Source organism: Lentisphaera profundi, from assembly GCF_028728065.1.
GTDB lineage: Bacteria > Verrucomicrobiota > Lentisphaeria > Lentisphaerales > Lentisphaeraceae > Lentisphaera > Lentisphaera profundi.
On record NZ_CP117812.1, the window covers coordinates 953,852 to 973,212 of the forward strand.

The 19,361-nt window shown below is 40.7% G+C and carries 18 protein-coding genes; 3 read left to right on the forward strand and 15 right to left on the reverse strand.

The window, feature by feature from the left end:
• Window positions 1–3: 3 nt before the first annotated feature.
• The 13 genes from PQO03_RS15285 to PQO03_RS15345 all read right to left on the reverse strand — a co-directional run bounded on the left by PQO03_RS15285 (window position 4) and on the right by PQO03_RS15345 (window position 11,912).
• Window positions 4–756, reverse strand: coding sequence for a TylF/MycF/NovP-related O-methyltransferase (locus PQO03_RS15285; protein WP_274154057.1), 753 nt, complete (start codon window positions 754–756; stop codon window positions 4–6).
• 302 nt (window positions 757–1,058) lie between these two features.
• Window positions 1,059–1,778 carry a TPM domain-containing protein gene (locus tag PQO03_RS15290; protein ID WP_274154058.1) on the reverse strand — a complete coding sequence of 240 codons (720 nt, stop codon included), beginning with the start codon at window positions 1,776–1,778 and terminating at the stop codon, window positions 1,059–1,061.
• A complete protein-coding gene (locus tag PQO03_RS15295; protein WP_274154059.1) occupies window positions 1,768–2,196 on the reverse strand; it encodes a TPM domain-containing protein in 429 nt (142 codons plus the stop codon). The genes PQO03_RS15290 and PQO03_RS15295 overlap by 11 nt, the downstream gene beginning before the upstream one ends.
• Window positions 2,193–2,771, reverse strand: coding sequence for a LemA family protein (locus PQO03_RS15300; protein ID WP_274154060.1), 579 nt, complete (start codon window positions 2,769–2,771; stop codon window positions 2,193–2,195). The genes PQO03_RS15295 and PQO03_RS15300 overlap by 4 nt, the downstream gene beginning before the upstream one ends.
• A gap of 83 nt (window positions 2,772–2,854) precedes the next feature.
• Entirely contained in the window at window positions 2,855–3,931 is a 1,077-nt protein-coding gene (locus PQO03_RS15305; protein ID WP_274154061.1) for a DUF481 domain-containing protein, read from the reverse strand.
• Window positions 3,932–4,152: 221 nt separating this feature from the next.
• Complete coding sequence (locus PQO03_RS15310) at window positions 4,153–5,058, reverse strand: DUF481 domain-containing protein (RefSeq protein ID WP_274154062.1); 906 nt, start codon at window positions 5,056–5,058, stop codon at window positions 4,153–4,155.
• A gap of 86 nt (window positions 5,059–5,144) precedes the next feature.
• Window positions 5,145–5,900, reverse strand: a complete 756-nt coding sequence (locus PQO03_RS15315) for a UbiA prenyltransferase family protein (RefSeq protein ID WP_274154063.1) — start codon at window positions 5,898–5,900, stop codon at window positions 5,145–5,147.
• A complete protein-coding gene (locus PQO03_RS15320; RefSeq protein WP_274154064.1) occupies window positions 5,901–7,058 on the reverse strand; it encodes a CCA tRNA nucleotidyltransferase in 1,158 nt (385 codons plus the stop codon). It abuts the gene before it with no gap.
• The gene (gene metW, locus PQO03_RS15325; RefSeq protein WP_274154065.1) at window positions 7,059–7,655 is read right to left on the reverse strand and encodes a methionine biosynthesis protein MetW; all 597 of its coding nucleotides are present in this window, start codon (window positions 7,653–7,655) and stop codon (window positions 7,059–7,061) included.
• Window positions 7,648–8,805, reverse strand: coding sequence for a homoserine O-acetyltransferase MetX (gene metX / locus PQO03_RS15330; RefSeq protein WP_274154066.1), 1,158 nt, complete (start codon window positions 8,803–8,805; stop codon window positions 7,648–7,650). The genes metW and metX overlap by 8 nt, the downstream gene beginning before the upstream one ends.
• Window positions 8,783–9,889: a biotin synthase BioB gene (gene bioB / locus PQO03_RS15335; RefSeq protein WP_274154067.1), complete on the reverse strand. Its 1,107-nt coding sequence runs from the start codon at window positions 9,887–9,889 to the stop codon at window positions 8,783–8,785. The genes metX and bioB overlap by 23 nt, the downstream gene beginning before the upstream one ends.
• Window positions 9,886–11,202: an SH3 domain-containing protein gene (locus PQO03_RS15340; protein ID WP_274154068.1), complete on the reverse strand. Its 1,317-nt coding sequence runs from the start codon at window positions 11,200–11,202 to the stop codon at window positions 9,886–9,888. The genes bioB and PQO03_RS15340 overlap by 4 nt, the downstream gene beginning before the upstream one ends.
• An 11-nt stretch (window positions 11,203–11,213) precedes the next feature.
• Window positions 11,214–11,912, reverse strand: a complete 699-nt coding sequence (locus tag PQO03_RS15345; protein ID WP_274154069.1) for a hypothetical protein — start codon at window positions 11,910–11,912, stop codon at window positions 11,214–11,216.
• Between the two features lie 214 nt (window positions 11,913–12,126).
• On the opposite strand from PQO03_RS15345, the gene uvrA reads away from it, so the two are divergent.
• The gene (gene uvrA, locus PQO03_RS15350) at window positions 12,127–14,946 is read left to right on the forward strand and encodes an excinuclease ABC subunit UvrA (RefSeq protein ID WP_274154070.1); all 2,820 of its coding nucleotides are present in this window, start codon (window positions 12,127–12,129) and stop codon (window positions 14,944–14,946) included.
• 188 nt (window positions 14,947–15,134) lie between these two features.
• Here uvrA and PQO03_RS15355 read toward each other — a convergent pair whose 3' ends face one another.
• Complete coding sequence (locus PQO03_RS15355; protein WP_274154071.1) at window positions 15,135–15,845, reverse strand: NAD(P)-dependent oxidoreductase; 711 nt, start codon at window positions 15,843–15,845, stop codon at window positions 15,135–15,137.
• 143 nt (window positions 15,846–15,988) lie between these two features.
• Entirely contained in the window at window positions 15,989–17,065 is a 1,077-nt protein-coding gene (locus tag PQO03_RS15360; protein ID WP_274154072.1) for an Lnb N-terminal periplasmic domain-containing protein, read from the reverse strand.
• Between the two features lie 151 nt (window positions 17,066–17,216).
• On the opposite strand from PQO03_RS15360, the gene PQO03_RS15365 reads away from it, so the two are divergent.
• Together PQO03_RS15365 and can are read left to right on the forward strand one after the other, a co-directional pair.
• Complete coding sequence (locus PQO03_RS15365) at window positions 17,217–18,665, forward strand: sialate O-acetylesterase (protein WP_274154073.1); 1,449 nt, start codon at window positions 17,217–17,219, stop codon at window positions 18,663–18,665.
• A gap of 95 nt (window positions 18,666–18,760) precedes the next feature.
• Window positions 18,761–19,360: a carbonate dehydratase gene (gene can, locus PQO03_RS15370; RefSeq protein WP_274154074.1), complete on the forward strand. Its 600-nt coding sequence runs from the start codon at window positions 18,761–18,763 to the stop codon at window positions 19,358–19,360.
• Window position 19,361: the final 1 nt, after the last annotated feature.

Consider the following 19,361-nt stretch of genomic DNA (forward strand, 5'->3'; position numbering starts at 1 on the left):
AGCTTATTGTTTAGTGATAAGAACCGATCCACTTTTGTCAGGCATAGGTACTGGAAGCTCAGGCTTATCAGCGAAAAAATCATCGACAGCTTTTCTAGCACCAATCCATGCATTGTAATCGTGAATAAGGATAATGCCTTGCTTTGACATGCGTTCGTAAAAGTATTTTAAGCCTTCGAAAGTGGGCTCATATAAATCGGCATCAAGATGCACAAAGGCAAATTTTTGCTCGGGGAAATCGGCTGGTAGGCTATCGGGGAAATAACCTTTGTGGAATTGAACATTATCATTTTGAGGAGCGATATGCTCACGAACTTTCTCCATAGAGGTATCAGAAAATTTACTGCCCTTAGTTTTGAAGTTCGTGTGTCCTGCTTCGGCACTTACGCTACGATCAGTGAAACCTTCAAAAGTATCAAAAAGATGGAAAGGACGTTCAGGCATGTAATTGTGAATGAGTTTAGAAGTATTGCCTTTGTAAACACCGAGTTCAGCCATACTACCTTCAATGTCTCTGTCAATCAGAGTGCGTAGCAATAAAGTGATCATATCTCTACGAGTATTATCCCAAGCTTCGAGGTTGTTGATAGTACGTTTTACAGACGAATTTTTAGGATAAAAACCACCAGTCTCTTGCTGGAGATCACGGTTGGTCCAGCGCGACTTAGGGTTGATGTCCATTTGTCCCTGCATGAAGAAGGAAGTGTTTTGAAAAATGGGGGTAAACTTCTTTAAAATTGACTTAGCTAGTTTCATCCGAATCCTATAGTTTAAACGTCTTTCTTCACCTTAGCAGAAGGTCACTTGCTTCGCAAGTGCCTTTCGTGTCTTGAGGGTTTTTTTTTGACTAAGAAATGGAACACTAGCAATCGAATATGAAGACATATATGAGCTGAGGAATTCGAAGCTGAATGGCGAATTATTTTCTCATGAATTTATTCGACTTAGCGGCCTTTACTTAGAGAGTCTAAGTAAAGGGCCTTGTTCCGAGTAGGAATAGGCTGATATCGACCCTTTCAGTTGTAATGAAAGCTGTCAGAGAAGAAGACTCTTAAGTCTTACCAACTGCCAGAGGAACCGCCACCGGAGAAGCCACCACCGCCACCGCCCCAGCCACCGCCGCCACCGGAGAAGCCACCACCGCCACCGCCGAGTCCACTGCCCATGATGAAAAGGCCACCACGGCCACCGCGTCCACGGGAGAAGAAGTTAAGAATAAACATGATGATGACGATAATAAATATCACATAGTCAGAAGCAGATTTTTTCTTTTTACGAGCAGCTTTAACTGTAGTGTTAATTTTACCTCCCGAAACTTTTGCACAGTTGGCAATGATCATTACGGTACCGCCGAAGTAGTCTCCTGTACGGAAATAGGGAGGGAGAGCACGTAGGAAGTCACCGGCTTTAGCATCGGGGATATCACCCTCTAGATTTCTTCCGACTTCTAGGCGAGTTTTGCGATCATTTTTAGAGATAATAAAGAGTAAATCAGATTTATAGTCTTGATTATTAGCCCATTCATCGACCACTCTGATTGAATAGGTCTCAATCTCTTCGCCCTCTAAACTTTTGATAGTGAGGATGGTCATCGTCACTTTGGCAGATTGGTTGTACTGCTTTAAGAAGACTGCCAGCTGCTGTTCTTCCGCTTGAGAGAAAAGTTGAGCTTGATCAATGATGTGTGAGTTTAATTTAGGTTTATTGGGAATTGCGGGTATAGCAAAAACAAAATTGCTTAAACTAAAAAGTAATAAAACAAAAAAATTAATCTTCATGAATGATCTCGTTAGGTAGTTCATTGACATCATCAGATTGATAGGGGAAGTGCACTTTGAGCTTTTCGCCAATCATATTGATACCCTCTGAGAGGCCTTCAGTATAGGCATTATTTTTGAAATTATCAGTCATGTGTTTGATGACATCATCCCAAAAATCACCTTCGACAATGGTGTTGATTCCTTCATCACCAATAACCGCTAGCTTGTGATCTTGATAAGAGAGCATGATAAGTACAGCATTGCGCTGTGCGGTCTTATAAAGTCCTTTCTTATTAAAGATTTCTTGAGCATAATGATAGATATCTTTTTTACACTTTTTACATATATAGAGGACGACTTCTCCGGAGGTGTTTTTTTCAGCAAGAGAAATTGAATCGGAGATTTGAGTTTGCTGTTCTTTAGATAAAAAACTCATGTGGCGAAATCAACTTTAGGAACTTCTTTGTCTGCGGGGTTTTCAATTTCAAAGAAATCGCGTTTTTCATAGCCCTGCATATTGGCAACAATAGATTTAAACATTTGTCTAATGGCGGTATTATATAATTTAACCGCGCCGTTATAGCGAGTTCTTGCGACTGCAATGCGATTTTCGGTTCCTGTGAGTTCATCTTGTAGTCTAATAAAGTTTTGATTAGCCTTCAGGTCAGGGTAGCGTTCAACGACAACTAAAAGTTTGCTAAGGGCGCTATCCATCATCGATGCAGCCATAGATTTTTGCTTCACAGTTTTGGCACTACCAATCTTGGCTCGTGCCTCAGCAATGCCGATAAAAATATCTTTTTCATGCTTAGCGTAGCCTTTTACTGTATTGACTAAATTGGGCATGAGGTCAGCACGTCGCTTGAGCATGTTATCAATTTCAGAGAGTTGTGTATCACAAGCAACATCAAGTTTCACTAAGGTGTTGTGAGACGTCCAGTAAGTAAGTCCTAAAATCCCAAGAATAAGTAGGGGGGTGACAAAGCAGGCGATGATAATAATTTTTTTCATTTTAATTCCCTCATTTAGTTTTCTGAATTGTACTCCACTTCTAGTACTTTTCTATAGTAATTAAGGACTTTGGCAAAGTGAAATTAAAAAGTGAAGCCCAAGCGCAGGAAGTAACGCGTATCATCTTTTGAACGACTATCATTAGGGTGACTGACATACTCTTGGTCCATGCCCATGTTTAAGCTGAGTTTTAGTGTGTCATCCATTGTAAAAGGTATTTCATATCCACTTTCTTGATTAATGATGAAGCGGTCGAAGTCTTCGATAGAAGGATTGTAACGCACTTTGCTGTAAAGAGATCCCCAAAACTTAGATTTACGTTTGAAATCAAGTTCCATTTCTAGGCCATGGCCCGTATTCGTTTTTTCGTCTTCTTTCTGGTAGTCTTCATGGCGCATAGCGAGGCCGAGGCGACTCCGCAAAGTGTGACGATCATCATCTAGGATATAATAGCCGAAGCCTCCAGCTAAATCATAGCGATTTTGAATGTCTTCAAAGCGATCTTTTTCCCATCGTGAACGGATGTAAAGTGAGCTAGGATCATTGAGGGCTTTGGGGTGTTCGTAATCTGAGCCTAATACATACTCTTCTTCATTGTTGACCTTATTGTTTTCGCCGATGACAAAAGCGCCATAGTTCAAGAGTTTGACACCGTCTTTTTCCCAGCCAACTGAGCCACCGCCGCGGTAGTGTTCTTTATCGGAATTACCGGTTTGTTTAGCAAGATTGAGGTAAAGTTTGTATTCCCATGGACTGACGGGGCGAAGGTAGGAGGGGTGATTTTCTCCGACTTCCCACAAAGATAGGACTTCTTGAGTTTTTATCGAATCTAGGTCGGAGTGGATGAAGACAGATTCTTGTTTTAAGAGCTCATCTTTTGAAGGGATAATTTCGGATTCTTCAATTGTATAAGAAATATGGCCTAAGGTCGTGTCGTTATCGTTATATTCGATATTTTTGATTTCGTGAGTATCATAGGAATCGACATGGACTAAGGGGATGACAATGATGCCAGCAAACTTAGTCTCTATTGTGACTTGATCTTTATAGACTTTTTTAATAGTTCCAAAAACGCGGGAACCATCAGTTAATCGAATAATATCTGCAGATAAATTGAAACTAATAAATAAACAAAGAAGGTAATAGAACCTTCGATTCATTAGAAGTTAAGAATCAATTTCAAGTAGTATGTATCATCCTCTTTTTCACTTTCATCAGAAGGCTTACTTGTATATTCACGATTGAATCCGACTTTCAAACTCAAGGTCATAGTTTCCGATAACTTATAGGGTAATTCATGGCTGACATCAAAGAAATAAATATAATCTTCTTGTGGGTCTTCCAATACGGGAGCTAAATGATATTCAGCCTTAAATGTACCTTAAGAACCGAAGTTGTTGATAAATAAGGCTTGGAAATAACCTGCTAGCTTTTCGTTATCGGCACTGTCATCTTCACGGTATCTTTCAATCCTTTCCGCGATACCGACACGAGCTCTAAGTGTCATGTCATTGGGATCTCTGAAAAAGTAATGACTCAAACCAACCGCAAAGGTGTGTCGGGCCTCTAAATCGTCAAAACGATCTTTTTCCCAGCGGTAACGAGAGTACCAAGCTTGCATGTGGTCCAGTGTTAAGGGGCTTTCGTAATCGACTCCAGCGGTATAGGCTTCATCGGTATTATCTCCATTTTTAGCCCCTAGATCAAATGAAGCGAAGGCTTTAAAGACAGTTCCATCTTTTTCGTATCGTGTTTTGAATCCACCATCATAATCATCTTCCTCGGTATTACCTGTTTCGCGAACGAAATCTAAGTCGATACTGTGTTTCCATAGTTTCACAGGCTTGATGTAATCGGGGTGATGGCTTCCCAGTGGCCAAAGATTTTTAAAATCTTCAGTGGTTACGATAGGCTCAAATGGGTCGATTTTACTTGTTTCTGTTTCTTTTTCAGGAGCTGTGTCTGATTTTTTGAAATCGGCTTCAGTAACTTGTTTCTTGGGTTTGATCAGAGCTTGGCCATCGGTGTATTCAACTAAGCCTACCACGGTTTTTCTCTGACCGTACTCGAGGTTGGCTTCTTTATCTGTTTTAAAGGACGTAACTTTACTCAGTTTAATGATTATTTCTCCAGCGAAATCAGTTTGAAGAGTAATGTCTCCCTTCGTTATTTTGGTGATTTTACCAGGTAATGTGGCTCCATTTTTTAAAACAACCTCACCTGCAATTGTGTAAGAGAGTGTGAGAAAAAGCAATAAGCTGAATTTGAGAAAGTTTGTTATTGGCATGACCTATCCGAAAAGTGATTAAGTTATAAGAATCTCGAACAGTAGTTCACAAGTATGGATTAGGCAAGAAAAATTGGTAAAAATTTCTACTGAAACAAACGATAAAGAGCCGGCCAAATGAGCGCCAAGTCATATTGGTAATTTGGCGCTTGTCTGCGAGAACTAATTAAAATATGAATGAAGGCGAGAGAGAATCCGTAGGACTCGGATAAAAAAGATACTATGATTAGAAGGAGGCAGGCAGAGGTGACGATGGTTCCAATATTAGTATAGTGGTTAGCGAGTGTTTTGATGCGATGTTTTTTATCGCCCGCGCTATCGTGAATATCGCAACAAACGACGTTGATGAAAGCAAGAGCGAAACATAAGAAAAAGTAAGATGGCTTAAATGAACTTTGAGGAAGGACCGCAGTGATAAGTGCCCAGGAAAGTGCGATGCTAAATTCTTTTGCGAGATAAATTTCTTTAAGACGCTTTTGGGTGAATAGTAGGCGAGGACTGAGGTATAAAAAAGTGGGACTTGCTGCGATAATCAAAATTAACCATTGCTGCGAATTTAATGCGTTTGAAAATAGTAAGCAAAATAAGAGTGAAAGGATACAGAGGCACTGAATAAGTTTTTTGTGGCTATTTAAGAATTTTAAACGCTCAGGATGATTGAAACTATCTTCAGGAGAACTTTGATAAACGCGTTCGAAATTGTAGGTAAAAAAACAAGCACAATAAATGAAGAAAAAAACGGGCCATTTTATATCGTGACTGATGAGGCCATAAAGACTAGTCGCAATGCAGGTGATTTGACTGGTGTGAAAGAAGATGTCTTTGGTTTTTTTGAGAAGCACTTAAGTGATTTTATTGAGGATTTGTTCTTTATCAAAACCTTCAATTTGGAGGAGGGCCGCCCTGTCGAGAATAGTACGGAACTCAGGGCCAGGTTTAATCGCAAGCTTGTGCAGATCCCCTCCATTAACAAGAGGCGATTTTATAGAGTCGATGATTTTATCAAGATGAGTCAAAGTTTTATCGAGTGAACTGGGACGTGAGTTGTGAATCATTACATTATCGGCGTAATTAATCAAGCGTTGAGCGTTATCTCCGCAAGCTTTGATTAGCTGATAAGATTTCTCCAATGAAAAATCCTCGCTCATGAGGTAGGGCAGGTGGCTGACCAGTTGAGTCGAAAAACGGATAATTAAACGACTGAGTTTATATTCACGACAAGCTTTATCGACTTGCTCGGGGTCATTTAGGGGGCGCATGAGTGAAGCGAAATAAGTCTCTATATCAAATTTAGAGGCGCGTCCGACTTCCTGCCACCAAGCTGAACTAGAATTACTCTCGGAGCGTTTTGGGAAAAGAAGATCGAGGATGCCCATGCTGTGTAAACAAGCTAAAAACTCTGCGCCGTGAGCTTGTGCTTTTTTGAATTCATCACTAATGCGTTCAACAGAGACGTGCTCACGTATCTGTGGGGCGAGTGCTTTGGCGGCAATGAGTAGGTCAGGATCAATGTCCATGTGAAGGCGAGAAGCAAAGCGTGCGGCTCGAATGATACGAAGATAATCTTCGCAAAAGCGTTCTTTGGCAATGCCGACAGTTTTTAAAATTCTATTCTGTAAATCTACTTGACCATCGTAGGGGTCAATGAGTTTATCATTGAGCATGGCAATAGCATTGATCGTAAAATCACGGCGAGATAGATCTTCTTCAATAGTTTTAGAAAAACTCACAGAAGCATTGCGACCATCGCAAGAAATATCTTCACGAAAAGTCGTATGCTCGTAAGGCTTGCCATCAATCAAGACCGTGACCGTACCATGTTCAATGCCAGTATCAAAAGTTTTGTAGCCAAGCTTATTACAGAGGACTTTGAAGGGGTGAGGGTGAATAGCGGAGGCAATATCGACATCAAAGACCTCAACGCCTAAGAGCTGGTCGCGAACAGCGCCTCCAACAATATAAATTTCCTCATCAAAAATTTTACAGAAGTCAGGATACATTTATGAGTCCTCCAAAGTAAAAACACAGAATTCGGAAAAGAAGTTTTTATTCATAGACTTAAGGACATGCCCACCACCAGCACTGACATTTGTGATACGAAAATCTTCTTTATTGCACATGGAATAGAAGTCGCGGATAGAGCCTAAATGAATATTGGGAGTGTTATACCAATCATAGGGCAAGTGCTTAGTGTTGGGCATCATGCCTTTCAGTGTGATTTGAAGGCGTGATTTCCAATAAGCTAAATTATGAACAGAGACAATGACTTTTTTACCAACTCGCATGGCTTCTCGAATGAGCTTATCGGGATTGTGTACTTGTTGCATAGTTTGACTGATAATAACAAAATCAAAGCTTTTATCTTTAAAAAAACTCATGCCTTCTTCGAGATCTAGTTGCAAGACGGGGACGGCATTGGCGATACAGTCAATCACTTCTTGCTGGCTCATGTCAATTCCTTGTGCGGTACATTGCTTTTCTACCATGAGATATTTAAGAAGTTTTCCCTGGCCACAGCCAAGATCAAGGACTCGTGTATTTGATTCTACGAGAGAGGTGATGAGCGAGAAATTGGCGTCTTGAAGTTGCTTATGCATTTGCTAGTCCTTCTTGTTGTTGTTCAAGAAAGTTACTGATAATGGGAGCTAAGATATCCACTTCAAGTAAAAAGGCATCGTGGCCAGCATCACTTTTTATATTGCAGTACGTGGCGGTTCTATGGTTTTCTGCTAAGGCATTAACAATTTCGACGGATTGATAAGGGGGGAATAGCCAATCACTCGAAAATGAGACGATACAAAATTGGCAGAGCGTTTTCGCTAAAGCTTGAGCTAAACAATTGTTTTCACTTTCTTCACTGAGATTAAAGTAATCCATTGAACGAGTTATATAGAGGTAGGAATTGGCATCAAAACGGTTGACGAATTGTCTGCCTTGATAATTCAGGTAACTCTCAACTTGGAAGTTATGGGTAAATTTATAATTGACATCATCCATTTCTTGAAGTTTACGACCAAATTTATTCTGCATCGCAGCATCGGAAAGATAAGTCATGTGGGCAATCATGCGGGCGATCGAGAGGCCTTTTTCAGGTTGACTTCCCTGGGGGTAATTACCATCATCGAAATGTTCATCTTTAATGATGGATTCGCGTCCAACCCAGTTGAAGCCAATGCTCAGAGGTGAGCATTGAGCTGCCGTAGCAATGGGAAGGCAGGCGTGGACTTTCTCAGGATAAGTCACTGCCCATTGTAGTGCTTGCATACCACCGAGTGAACCTCCTGTGACAGCTAACCACTTGTCAATAGTAAGGTGTTGCATAAGTTCATGTTGGACATTGACCATGTCATAAATAGTCGTCATCGGGAAATCGAGATTGTATGGCTGTTTTGTCTCTGGGGAAATAGATTGAGGTCCAGTGGTGCCATAGCAAGAACTCAGGATATTACTACAAACAATGAAGTACTTATTGGTGTCAAAACTCTTTCCAGGACCAATCATTTCGTCCCACCAGCCAGGCTTGCGCTCATCCTCTGAATGACGACCAGCGGCGTGCGCAGATCCCGTTAAGGCATGACAAATGAGGATGGCATTATTTTTCTTGGTATTGAGTTGCCCATAAGTTTCAAAGCATACATTAACTTCGCTGAGGGTTTTACCGCAGCGAAGTTTGAATGGCTTCTCTGGAGAAGCAAAGCTGAAAAACTGTTCTTTGACGAGCATTTTAGCTAGAGGTGCTTGGGGCACAGCCTTGTGCTTTCGTTGTTTTTGGATTTAAAATTGATGGGTTATCATCAATAGAAAACTTTTTAGAGGAAACTTCATCATCTTCAATTTGGAAAGCTTCTTCGTTTTCAATTTCAAAACCAGCATCCTTAATGAGGCGGAAAACTTTATTTTTGCGATCACCGCGAGTGACTAAGTAGCCTTCAACAAAGACTGAGTTGGCGGCGTAGAGTGCCAAACTTTGTAAACCACGTAAATGACCTTCGCGACCACCACCCATACGGATTTCTGCTTTTGGATTGAGGAAACGGAATAAGCAGAGGATACGAACGCAGCGGATAGGATCGAGTTGATCGAAGTCATAGACACGATTGCCTTCAACTGGAACTAAAAAGTTGATCGGTATAGAGGGGACAGCAAGTCGACGTACTTCGAATACGACATCGACAACATCATTATCACTTTCGCCCATGCCAGCAATCATGCCCGAGCAGTTTTCGAGGCCTGCTTGACGAGAGTTACGGAGAGTATCAAGGCGGTCTTGATAAGTGTGCGTCGTTACCACTTCTGGAGTGTGAGATTCTGAAGTATTGAGGTTGTGATTAAGGCGATCAAGGCCAGCTTCTTTGAGTTTTTTAGCTTGTTCGTATTCGACAAAGCCAGCGGAAAGGCAAGTTTTGATGCCGACTTCGTCGCGGATGCGGCCAATGATATTGGCGAATTGATCAGTGCGCTTGTCGTTGAGTCCCGTTCCAGAAGAAACCATGCAGTAACGATAAACACCACGTTCTTTAGCTTGACGAGCTTCTTCTACAATTTCGTCTTCAGGCTTAAGCGCGTATTTATTGACGGGGAGATCCGAATCTTTTGATTGACCACAATAACCACAATCTTCAGGGCAAAGGCCATTTTGAACATTGTTGATTTGGTGGATTTTAACTTTTTTACCAAAAGTTTTCATGCGAACATCACCTGCAGCAGAGGCGAGTTTCAAGAGGTCAATTTCTGGTGAGGCGAGTATTTCTAAGCACTCTTCACGAGAAAAATCTTCGTTTGCAAGAGCTTTATCAGTCCATGCTTGGTATTTATTTGACTCAGAAGTCATCGTTTATTCCTAATGATTTTATATTTATCCATGCGAAATACTGGACGAGACCAGCCTTCCTTACGTGTTTTTACTCCAGTCATGGCGATTTCCTGCTCATACAAAGTGTGCAGGTTTTCAACCTTGCCGATTACATAACAAAGAGGATAATACTCTTTGTCAATTTTTACAGCCAAAGCGAAATCAACTATTTGTCTATCTTCATTTCTCACGGGCATGATGATACCTTTAATTCCTACTTGTCCTTGTTTAATAAGGAGCTCATCTTCTTCAATACTGCCTAGCTTTGCAATAATTTCTTCTGTTGCTTGAACTTCGAATTCATCGCGGCTGATATCATTTGCGGCATTATTGACAATTTCGATTTTTTCTTCGCCACGAAGAATTGCTTCATTCTTTTCATAGATTTCTTTTTCAGCTTGATTGATGTCTTTTATTTTAGCGGAATTACTATCTTGGAGTTTAGCTAGTTTTTCCTCAAGTTCTTTGCGTTCTTTTTCGGCTTTTTCAATATCATCACGAAGTGTCTTCTCAATTTCATCAAGTTCTTTTCTACGGCCTTCAAAATCGTAACTCTCTTTGATTGCCTCATTGACTTCTTTGCTAACTTTATTGTCGCTCGTTAGCTTATTCGATCTTATTGGAATGGCGTGAATATCGTTAGTTTCTTCTTTGGCCGCTATATGTGATGGGGCTTGGCTATTGTCAATTTTAACGAATTTCTTACTGACCCATGCGCTCATCCAATCTTGAGCTTTGATTTTCAACCAGGTATTATCTTTGCGATAAAGAATATCGACATGAGTATTTTTCGGTGCCGTACCTAAAGGTGAGAACTCAATCCCGGCACCTGCGTAGGCATTAACATTGTTCTTAATGATTTTTCCTTCATTATCAACACTGCTGGCTGCTATCCATGCAGAGCTATTAGCTGGCGCAACAATTTGTAGCCATTCATTTGTTTCCTTAAGGATTTCTACGGAAATATCGCGTTTGATGCGGTCGATGATTTCAAAGCGAATTGAGGGACGCGCTCTAACATTGAGTCGAGAGGTGATCACTACACCTGTTTTCTTCTCAGCAGTTTTCAATTGCACAATAATCTTTTTCGAATCGGCTGTGCTATCAGCGTTTTTTTCAGTACTGGTTTGAGTGGACTTATCTTCGGTCTCTTTTTCAGTTTTACTTGGAGTAACTATTTTCTCGCTACTGACTTCTGCACTAGCGCTAGCAAGCGGCTGTGCTGCTTCAGCTTGCTGTGATAGCAGAGGGAAAGAAAATAATAAGCAGAGAGAAATTAAAATATATTTCATGTTAGGGCGTCCTATTTGAGTAAGATAAGAGCGATGCAAAAGGAGATGAGCTCTATATATTCTCTGTGGGTGTTGATTTGATCTTCAAATTCTAGACCTTGAAGATGTTTACTTATGTAGGGTGAGGCAAAATAGCAGACAACAAAACATAAGGCGATTGGGATTAATTGATGATTGAAAAAACTGGGAAGAACGGCAAGCCCAATGGTTAAGTATAGGCAGGTATTAGTGAGGTTAGTATTCTTGTTTTTAAGTTCACTCAAAAAACGTATGCTAAGAAAATAAGCCGGAAATAATGGGATGATAATGAGCCACCAGCTTAATCCTTTGTGGAGTAGGTAAGCGACTGCGGCCAAGCGAAAGAGGATGACAATTTGGGTGATTGCCGTAGGAGCTTGTTGATGTGCTATTTCGTAAGCTTTACTCGTGGACTCCCCAAATTTTAAAATATAAAAATTATTTGACCACGAGAGCAAGCCATTAATAATAAAACTGCCCAAAATAATGGCGCCAGCATTCGATTGTTGCTGAAAGAAGAGGACTGTTTGAGCGCAGAGCCATAGAGCTAAACCATTTAAAAAACCGACAGCAGCTAGGTAGACACAATCTTCGCTATTGAATTCACTCACTTCGTCTCTTTTGTGTCCAGAGAAAATGGCCCAAGATTTCTGTAGTGATTCTATATGCTTACTATTTTCGAAAGTTTTCACAATTAAGTGTCTCCATAATGTTTGGGCTAAAGTAGCATGAGCCGATTTTTTATCACCTAAAATTTTTATTGCTTTAGGCAAAAAAGCTATAAACTAGCCTCAGTTTTATATGTCGCTCATCTTTTTTATCTTTGATAGTGCCTTTTTGCACTTGAGAATTGATATATTGAGCCAGTCTTCCATATTTAAAGAAATTAAATTTTAAGGACGTCAAATGCAAGATATTTTTATCAAGGGTGCACGACATCACAATCTCAAGAATGTTGATGTGCGAATTCCTCGCAATAAGTTGGTGGTGGTTACAGGTTTAAGTGGATCGGGTAAATCGTCCTTAGCTTTTGATACGCTCTATGCAGAAGGTCAAAGACGTTATGTCGAGAGCTTATCTTCTTATGCGCGCCAATTTTTGGATCAAATGGAGAAGCCTGAAGTCGATCAAATCACGGGTCTTTCTCCTGCAATTGCGATCGAGCAACGCGGTGGCGTGGGTAGCCCTCGTTCAATTGTCGCAACTAGTACCGAGATCTATGATTACCTCCGTCTGATGTATGCTCATATCGGCCAGCGTCATTGTCCTCAGTGTGGCGAAAAAGTTCAGAGTCAAAGTGCCGAAGCGATTGTGCGCAAAGCGCAAGAATTTCCAGAAGGCAAAAAGATGATGATTCTTGCGCCTTTGGTAGAAGGAAGAAAGGGTGAACATAAAGACGTTTTTGAAAAAGCGATTCGCGATGGATTTGCAAGGGTACGTGTTAATGGTGAAATGTGTCGTTTAGAAGACGTTCCAGATTTAGATAAGAAATTTAAGCACAGTATAGATCTCGTCGTGGATAGAGTAAAAACGGGATCCAAGAGTAGTCGTTTGACTGATTCAGTAGAGACAGCACTTAGATATGGCGGTGGCTCGATTATTTTTCAGTTGGAAAATGAAGATAATGAATGGGATGAATATAAGCTTTCAGAGCATCTAGCTTGTGATGCCTGTGATATAAGTTTCTCTGAGTTACAAGCGCGTGATTTCTCTTTCAATAGTCCTTACGGAGCATGTCCCGAGTGTCATGGTTTGGGTTCGGTTCAGACTCTAGATATCGACATGATTGTACCGGATAAACACAAAGCAGTGAAGGATGCCTTCCCCTTTTGGAAAAAGGGGCCAAGACGTTTAGTTTTTTACTACAAGAACCTTTTGGAATCAGTGGGCAAAGCCTACGACTTCGATTTGACTACGCGCTTTGAAGACCTGAATGATGAGCAGCGCGATGTATTACTTTACGGAACGGGCAAAGCAATACGCATGGTTTTTAAAAATGCAGGGCGTTGGTATGATGTCAATAAACCTTTTGAGGGAGTGGCACGCAATATAACTCGTCGTATGAATGAAACGGGTTCCGAACGCCAACGTGAGAAAATTCTCAGTCTCATGGTTCGTCGTGATTGTGGTTCTTGTCATGGTGATCGACTCAAACCCGAGTCCTTAGCCGTAACGGTCAAAGGTTTAGCCATCAATAAATTTTTGCATATGTCTATTGCTGATGCGGCTGACTTCATTCAAAATCTCGATTTTAATGAAACGGAGAAAGTCATTGCTGGTGAGGTGAGTCGTGAAATTGATTCACGTTTAGGTTTTCTCAATTCAGTGGGCTTAAATTATCTTAATCTTAATCGTGAGTCGTCTTCTTTGTCAGGTGGAGAAGCCCAGAGGATTCGCTTGGCAACACAGTTAGGAGCCGGCTTAGTCGGAGTTCTCTACATTCTCGATGAACCGAGCATTGGATTACACCAACGAGATAATGACCGTTTATTAGAAACTTTGGAACATTTGCGTGCTTTAGGCAATACTGTTGTGGTAGTGGAGCACGATACCGATACCATCATGCGTGCAGATTATTTGATCGATATGGGACCCTTGGCGGGGCGCCTTGGAGGAGAAATTGTTTTTGCAGGTCCTCCTCAAGATATTATGAAGGCCGATACCCTTACAGCGCAATACCTGAGTGGGCGCAAGGAAATTGCGATTCCCGCAAAACGTCTAAAAGGCAATGGTAAGAGTATTAAAATCAAAGGTGCCGAAGCCAATAATTTACAGAAAGTCAATGTCAGTTTACCTTTGGGACGCTTTGTTTGTGTAACGGGTGTTTCAGGTTCGGGTAAATCGACTTTAGTACACGAAATTATAAAAAAGAGTGTTTTTAAAAATCTTGGAATAGGGCGTGATCGTCCAGGAAAAGTCAAATCAGTTGAGGGCTTAGACGAGATTGATAAGCAGATTGTGATCGATCAGTCACCTATTGGCCGAACTCCTCGTTCAAATCCAGCAACGTATACGGGGGCATTCGATCATATTCGTACGCTTTATGCCTCGACAGTCGATTCAAAAGCTAGGGCTTATAAACCCGGTCGCTTTAGTTTCAATGTCAAAGGTGGACGTTGCGAAGAGTGCAAAGGAGATGGCTACCGAAAAATCGAAATGAATTTCTTACCTGATGTTTATGTGGAATGTGAGGTCTGCAAAGGGCGTCGTTATAATACCGAGACCTTAAGTGTTCTTTACAAGGGATGCAGTATTGCCGATGTTTTGGAAATGACTATTGATGAAGCCGTTGAGTTTTTTGATAAAGTTCCAAAACTTAAAAAGATTTTAGGGATGTTAGAAGAAGTAGGTCTAGGCTATTTACACATGGGCCAAGCAGCTACGACTCTTTCTGGAGGAGAAGCTCAACGAGTGAAGTTAGCTTCAGAACTTTGTCGTATTCCTCGTGGTCATACACTGTACATTCTCGATGAGCCTACCACGGGTTTACATATTGCTGATATTGATCGCCTCTTACAAGTTCTTCACAGACTTCGCGATGCGGGTAATAGTCTGGTTGTTATTGAGCATAATCTCGATGTCATTAAAACGGCGGACTGGATTATCGATATGGGCCCAGAAGGTGGTGCAGGCGGTGGTCAAGTAATGGTTGCGGGTACTCCCGAAAAAGTCGCCAAATGTGAAGAGTCTTACACTGGTCACTATTTAAAACCGATCCTAAAATAAGTTAAAGTATCTAAGGGGTATTAGCTGGGTTTTTGCGAAGCTAATCCGCCCGCCGGAGGCATTTATAGGTTTTAATATATAAGGACTTTGTTCCTAAGCCTACTCAAGGTCTTGCCACACGGGCGAATAGTTTTTCTACCCGCCCGCGAAGGCATTGGTTTGTAGTTCCTTAGGACCTTGTCTTTATCTTATGGATTATTATAAATGACAGGCATTTGGCCCTTCCATTTGAGCCATGTGCTTTGGTTTAAGATGAGTTCAGTCATGAAATTTCCAACATTAATTCTACTTGTCGCACCAGAATTGAAAATGGCATTTCGATTGGGGGATACGTGGACATTATATGCGCTGACGTCATTCTCATTGCAAAGGGCATCAGGACGTACAGCGAGCCATTCAATGGCATTATCATTTTGTCCAATTTGAGTGCGTAAAAAATCTGCGGCCTTTTCATTGTCTAAGTGCGGGGGCAATAAGACTCGCAGCAAGGCAATCACAATGCGCTGACTCAAAGGTGCTATTTCAGGGATGTCACGATTGCAATTGCCGGTGGTATTCATGAGGATGATTTTAACTGAATGAGTGGCTTTATTAGCTTTGATAGCACTGCATATACATTCAATAGTATCCTTGACAAGTAAGCGGGGCTGAGCAAAAATACCTTTGAATGTGAGATTATGGCCTAGGCAAGAAATAACGGCCTCACAGTCCTTGAGGTGTATAGCCATCTCCTTGCTACTTAGATCATGTACTGAGGCTTGAATTTTATATAAGTTTGGCTTTTCAGCTAATGAATCAAGTGAACGAATTATAGCGTGTACCTCAATACCTCGACTCAGTAACTGATCAACAACAAGTCTTCCTGTAGCACCACTGGCGCCAATAACTAAAACTTTCATGTTTCCCCTCTAGCCTTGTGTTATGTAACATTAAATACATGCTTCGATATCAGAGAAAATTTAACGAATGAATTTCTTTGTAGGAGATGTTGACTCTAGCATGCGGTCGGACTTCTGAAAAGATATATTTATCGCCAAGTCGATCAATTGCTTGAATGAGTCTCGACAGGGTGATGGATATTTCTCTTGCGGCGTTCTTTTTCGAGTCTAGTATTGATCACTTGGCGTAAATTGAGAGAGAAATTTTCATCTAAGGGAATTTGATTGGCGGTTTCACTTATATAACAAGCGCGTTTGAGGACATCGAAAGGCAGGTCGGTGGGGATTCCTTTAAGCTGATAGGAATAGTAATCTAAGATGCCATTGAGAACGATTTTTTGAGAAAGAGGAATTTGGAAGTCTCGGATTTTATTAAGGTGCTCAATCATACCAGTTGTACAATTACGGCTGATTGAATTGTAGAATTGAGGTTTTTCATTGAGCTTGTTGGCAGCCTCAAGGATATCCTTGAGGAATGATTTAGAGTGGGCTACACTTAAGTTCATCGGATAAAGAAAAGTTTCTTCATGACGTATTTTTGTTCTAAGAGGAATGAGGTCACGTTCATCACCAATAAGGTAAATAAGTTCGTATTGTTTAAACATGCCTCGAAGCGGATCGTAGCTTTCTAGCTCTTGCTTGCGTACCTCTAGAGAAATGGCGATATTTTGACCATCTTTAAATCGAAAGCTGACAAAGGTATGACCAATAGTGCGATAGTTATCCCAATACGAGATAATTAAATCTGTTCCCACAAGTTGATCTATATCAAAAGTTTGACTACGGTATTTTTCTTTGGTCTCATTGGGAGTGTATTCAAAATGACGAAATTTTTCTATATGGATTAAGTTTTCATCGTAAGTTATTTTAGGAAGTTGTGCCACTGCAGGATCCCAATTTCTATCATTTGAAGCGGGTATGCAAATGAACCAAAGTAGTAGTAAGGCACTGACGAGCGAGAAGGCAAAGAGAGCTTTCTTAAAGCGCTTATGGAAAAAAAGTAGTATTACTGATCCTAATGAATAGCTAAGCACCGATAAGAGTCGGAGGTAATCGTGGAAGGTGAAATGAATGATTAAGCAATTGCCAATTAATACGAGAGGGATAAATAAGCCCATGACAGTAAATAAGTAGAGCCTGAAGAGAGCTCTTTTTAATTTGGCTTTATAGGAAGTTTTCATTCCATTAGTTTAGAAAGTAAATGGGATTTTCCAAGCTTGACTTTAGACTGAGAAGATAAGATAATACTTATTTTTGTAGTGAGTGTTAATAATTTTGCTTTGTGGACATAGATATAATGACACTGATAATAATCACTAGGATAGATAAAATATGAAAATCTTTTTTGCATTACTTTTTTTTACTACAGCTCTTTTTGCAGGTGACTTACGTTTAGCATCGCTTTTTCAAGACAATATGGTAGTTCAGCGGGATAAGCCTATTATTATCTGGGGTGAGGCCAAAGCAGGTGAACAAGTGACTGTAGAACTTACGAGCCAAAAAGTATCAATGACAGCAGATACGGAAGGGAAGTGGATGATTAAGCTTCCTCAAATCAAGCTTAAGGGAGCCTTTGAGATTTCAGTTAAAAGTGGAAATGAAAGCGCAAAAATCAAAAATGCGGTCTTGGGAGAAGTTTGGATTTGTTCAGGTCAGTCCAATATGCAGATGGGCTATGGCGGCATTCCAGAAATCAAAAAAATGGCAGCAGCAGCAAAAAACATTAGAACTTTTAAAGTGAATAATACCGTATCTTTTACAGAGCAAAATTACTGCGAAGGGAATTGGCAAGTAGCAGCCCCGCCGAGTGCAGTAGCCTGTGCCTTCGCTTATAACTTACAGCAAGAAATTGATTGTCCAGTGGGGATCATTTTAACTTGTTGGGGCAGCTCTTCTGTAGAGGGTTGGATGCCGATGGATATGGCAGAAAAATTACCCCATTTTAAAAAGGAGCTAGAGGCTTGTCGAGCCAATGATAAAGCGCGTGTTGCTGAGATTTTAGCTAAAAAGAAAATGTCAGGAAAAGATAATATTTTCTTGAGAACGCGTCCAAACTTACTCTATAATGCGATGATGCACCCACTTATACCTTTTTCACTTAGCGGAATTGTCTGGTACCAAGGAGAAGCCAATACTAAGAGTGTGGAGGCCATGTTGCAGTATGGTCAGACTTTACCGATGTGGATTCAGCGTTACCGCAAAGAGTGGGGAAATGATCAACTACAATTGATGGGAGTTATGCTCCCCGGTTTTGGACGTAATTTTAGCAAAGGTAAAACATTAGACTCTCCAGATGCAATTACTTGGGCTTGGATGCGTGAGTCGCAAATGAAAATTTTAGACTTAGATCATACTTCGATCGCCACAACAATTGATTTAGGCGATGCCAAAAATATTCATCCAAAAGATAAAGCTCCCATCGGTCAGCGCTTGGCACTCTTGGCGCGTCGTGATGTCCTCAAAGAAGCTATTGTCGCAGAAGGGCCAGTATTTTTGTCTCAGAAAATCAAAGGACCAAGTATCGAATTAAGTTTTGAAAACTCAAAGGGCTTAAAAACAGTTGATGGCGAAACTCCAAAAGCATTTTGGATTTGCGATAAAAGCAAAAAATGGTTGCTAGCCAAAGCCGAAATCAAGGGTGATAAAATTATTTTAAATCACTCAGATCTTAAAAAACCCTTGTATGTACGTTACGCATTTGCAGCGATGCCCAAGGTGAATTTCACCAATGTGAGTGCTGTGCCAGCACGTCCATTTAGAACGGATTCTTTTACTCCTTAGTAAATATGCTTAAAAGGGACTTATTAAAACTTTGCAGATAGCTGCTTTGGATTATAGTTGTTTGATATTAATTCAAATTATGTAGAGGTACTCTGATGGGTCAACTTGATAACTTATTCAAAAAAAATAGTGAATGGGCTGAAAATATTAAAGGTGAAAATCCGGAATTTTTTAGTAAACTTTCAAAACAGCAAAATCCTGAATACCTATGGATTGGCTGTGCAGATAGTCGAGTACCAGCTAATCAGTTGATTTCTTTGCCACCAGGGGAAGTTTTTGTTCACAGAAATATTGCCAATGTCGTTGTGCATACGGACTTGAATTGCCTTTCGGTGATTCAGTATGCGGTTGATGTACTAAAGGTGAAACATATTGTTGTCTGTGGCCATTATGGCTGCGGAGGAGTCAAAGCCTCTATGGGCAATACTCAGCATGGTTTGATAGATAATTGGCTCCGTCACATAAAAGATGTTGCTCGTTTTAATGCAGAAGAGTTAGAAGGCTTATCTGAATGTGAGAAGTTTGATCGCTTGTGTGAACTCAATGTGAAAGAACAAGTGATGAATGTCTGTGGAACTTCAATTGTTCAAAATGCCTGGGCTTCTGGACAAGAGCTTTCAGTTAATGGCGTGATCTATGACCTTAAAGATGGTGTTTTAAAAGATTTAGATATATCAGTTACAGGGCAAAGTTAGT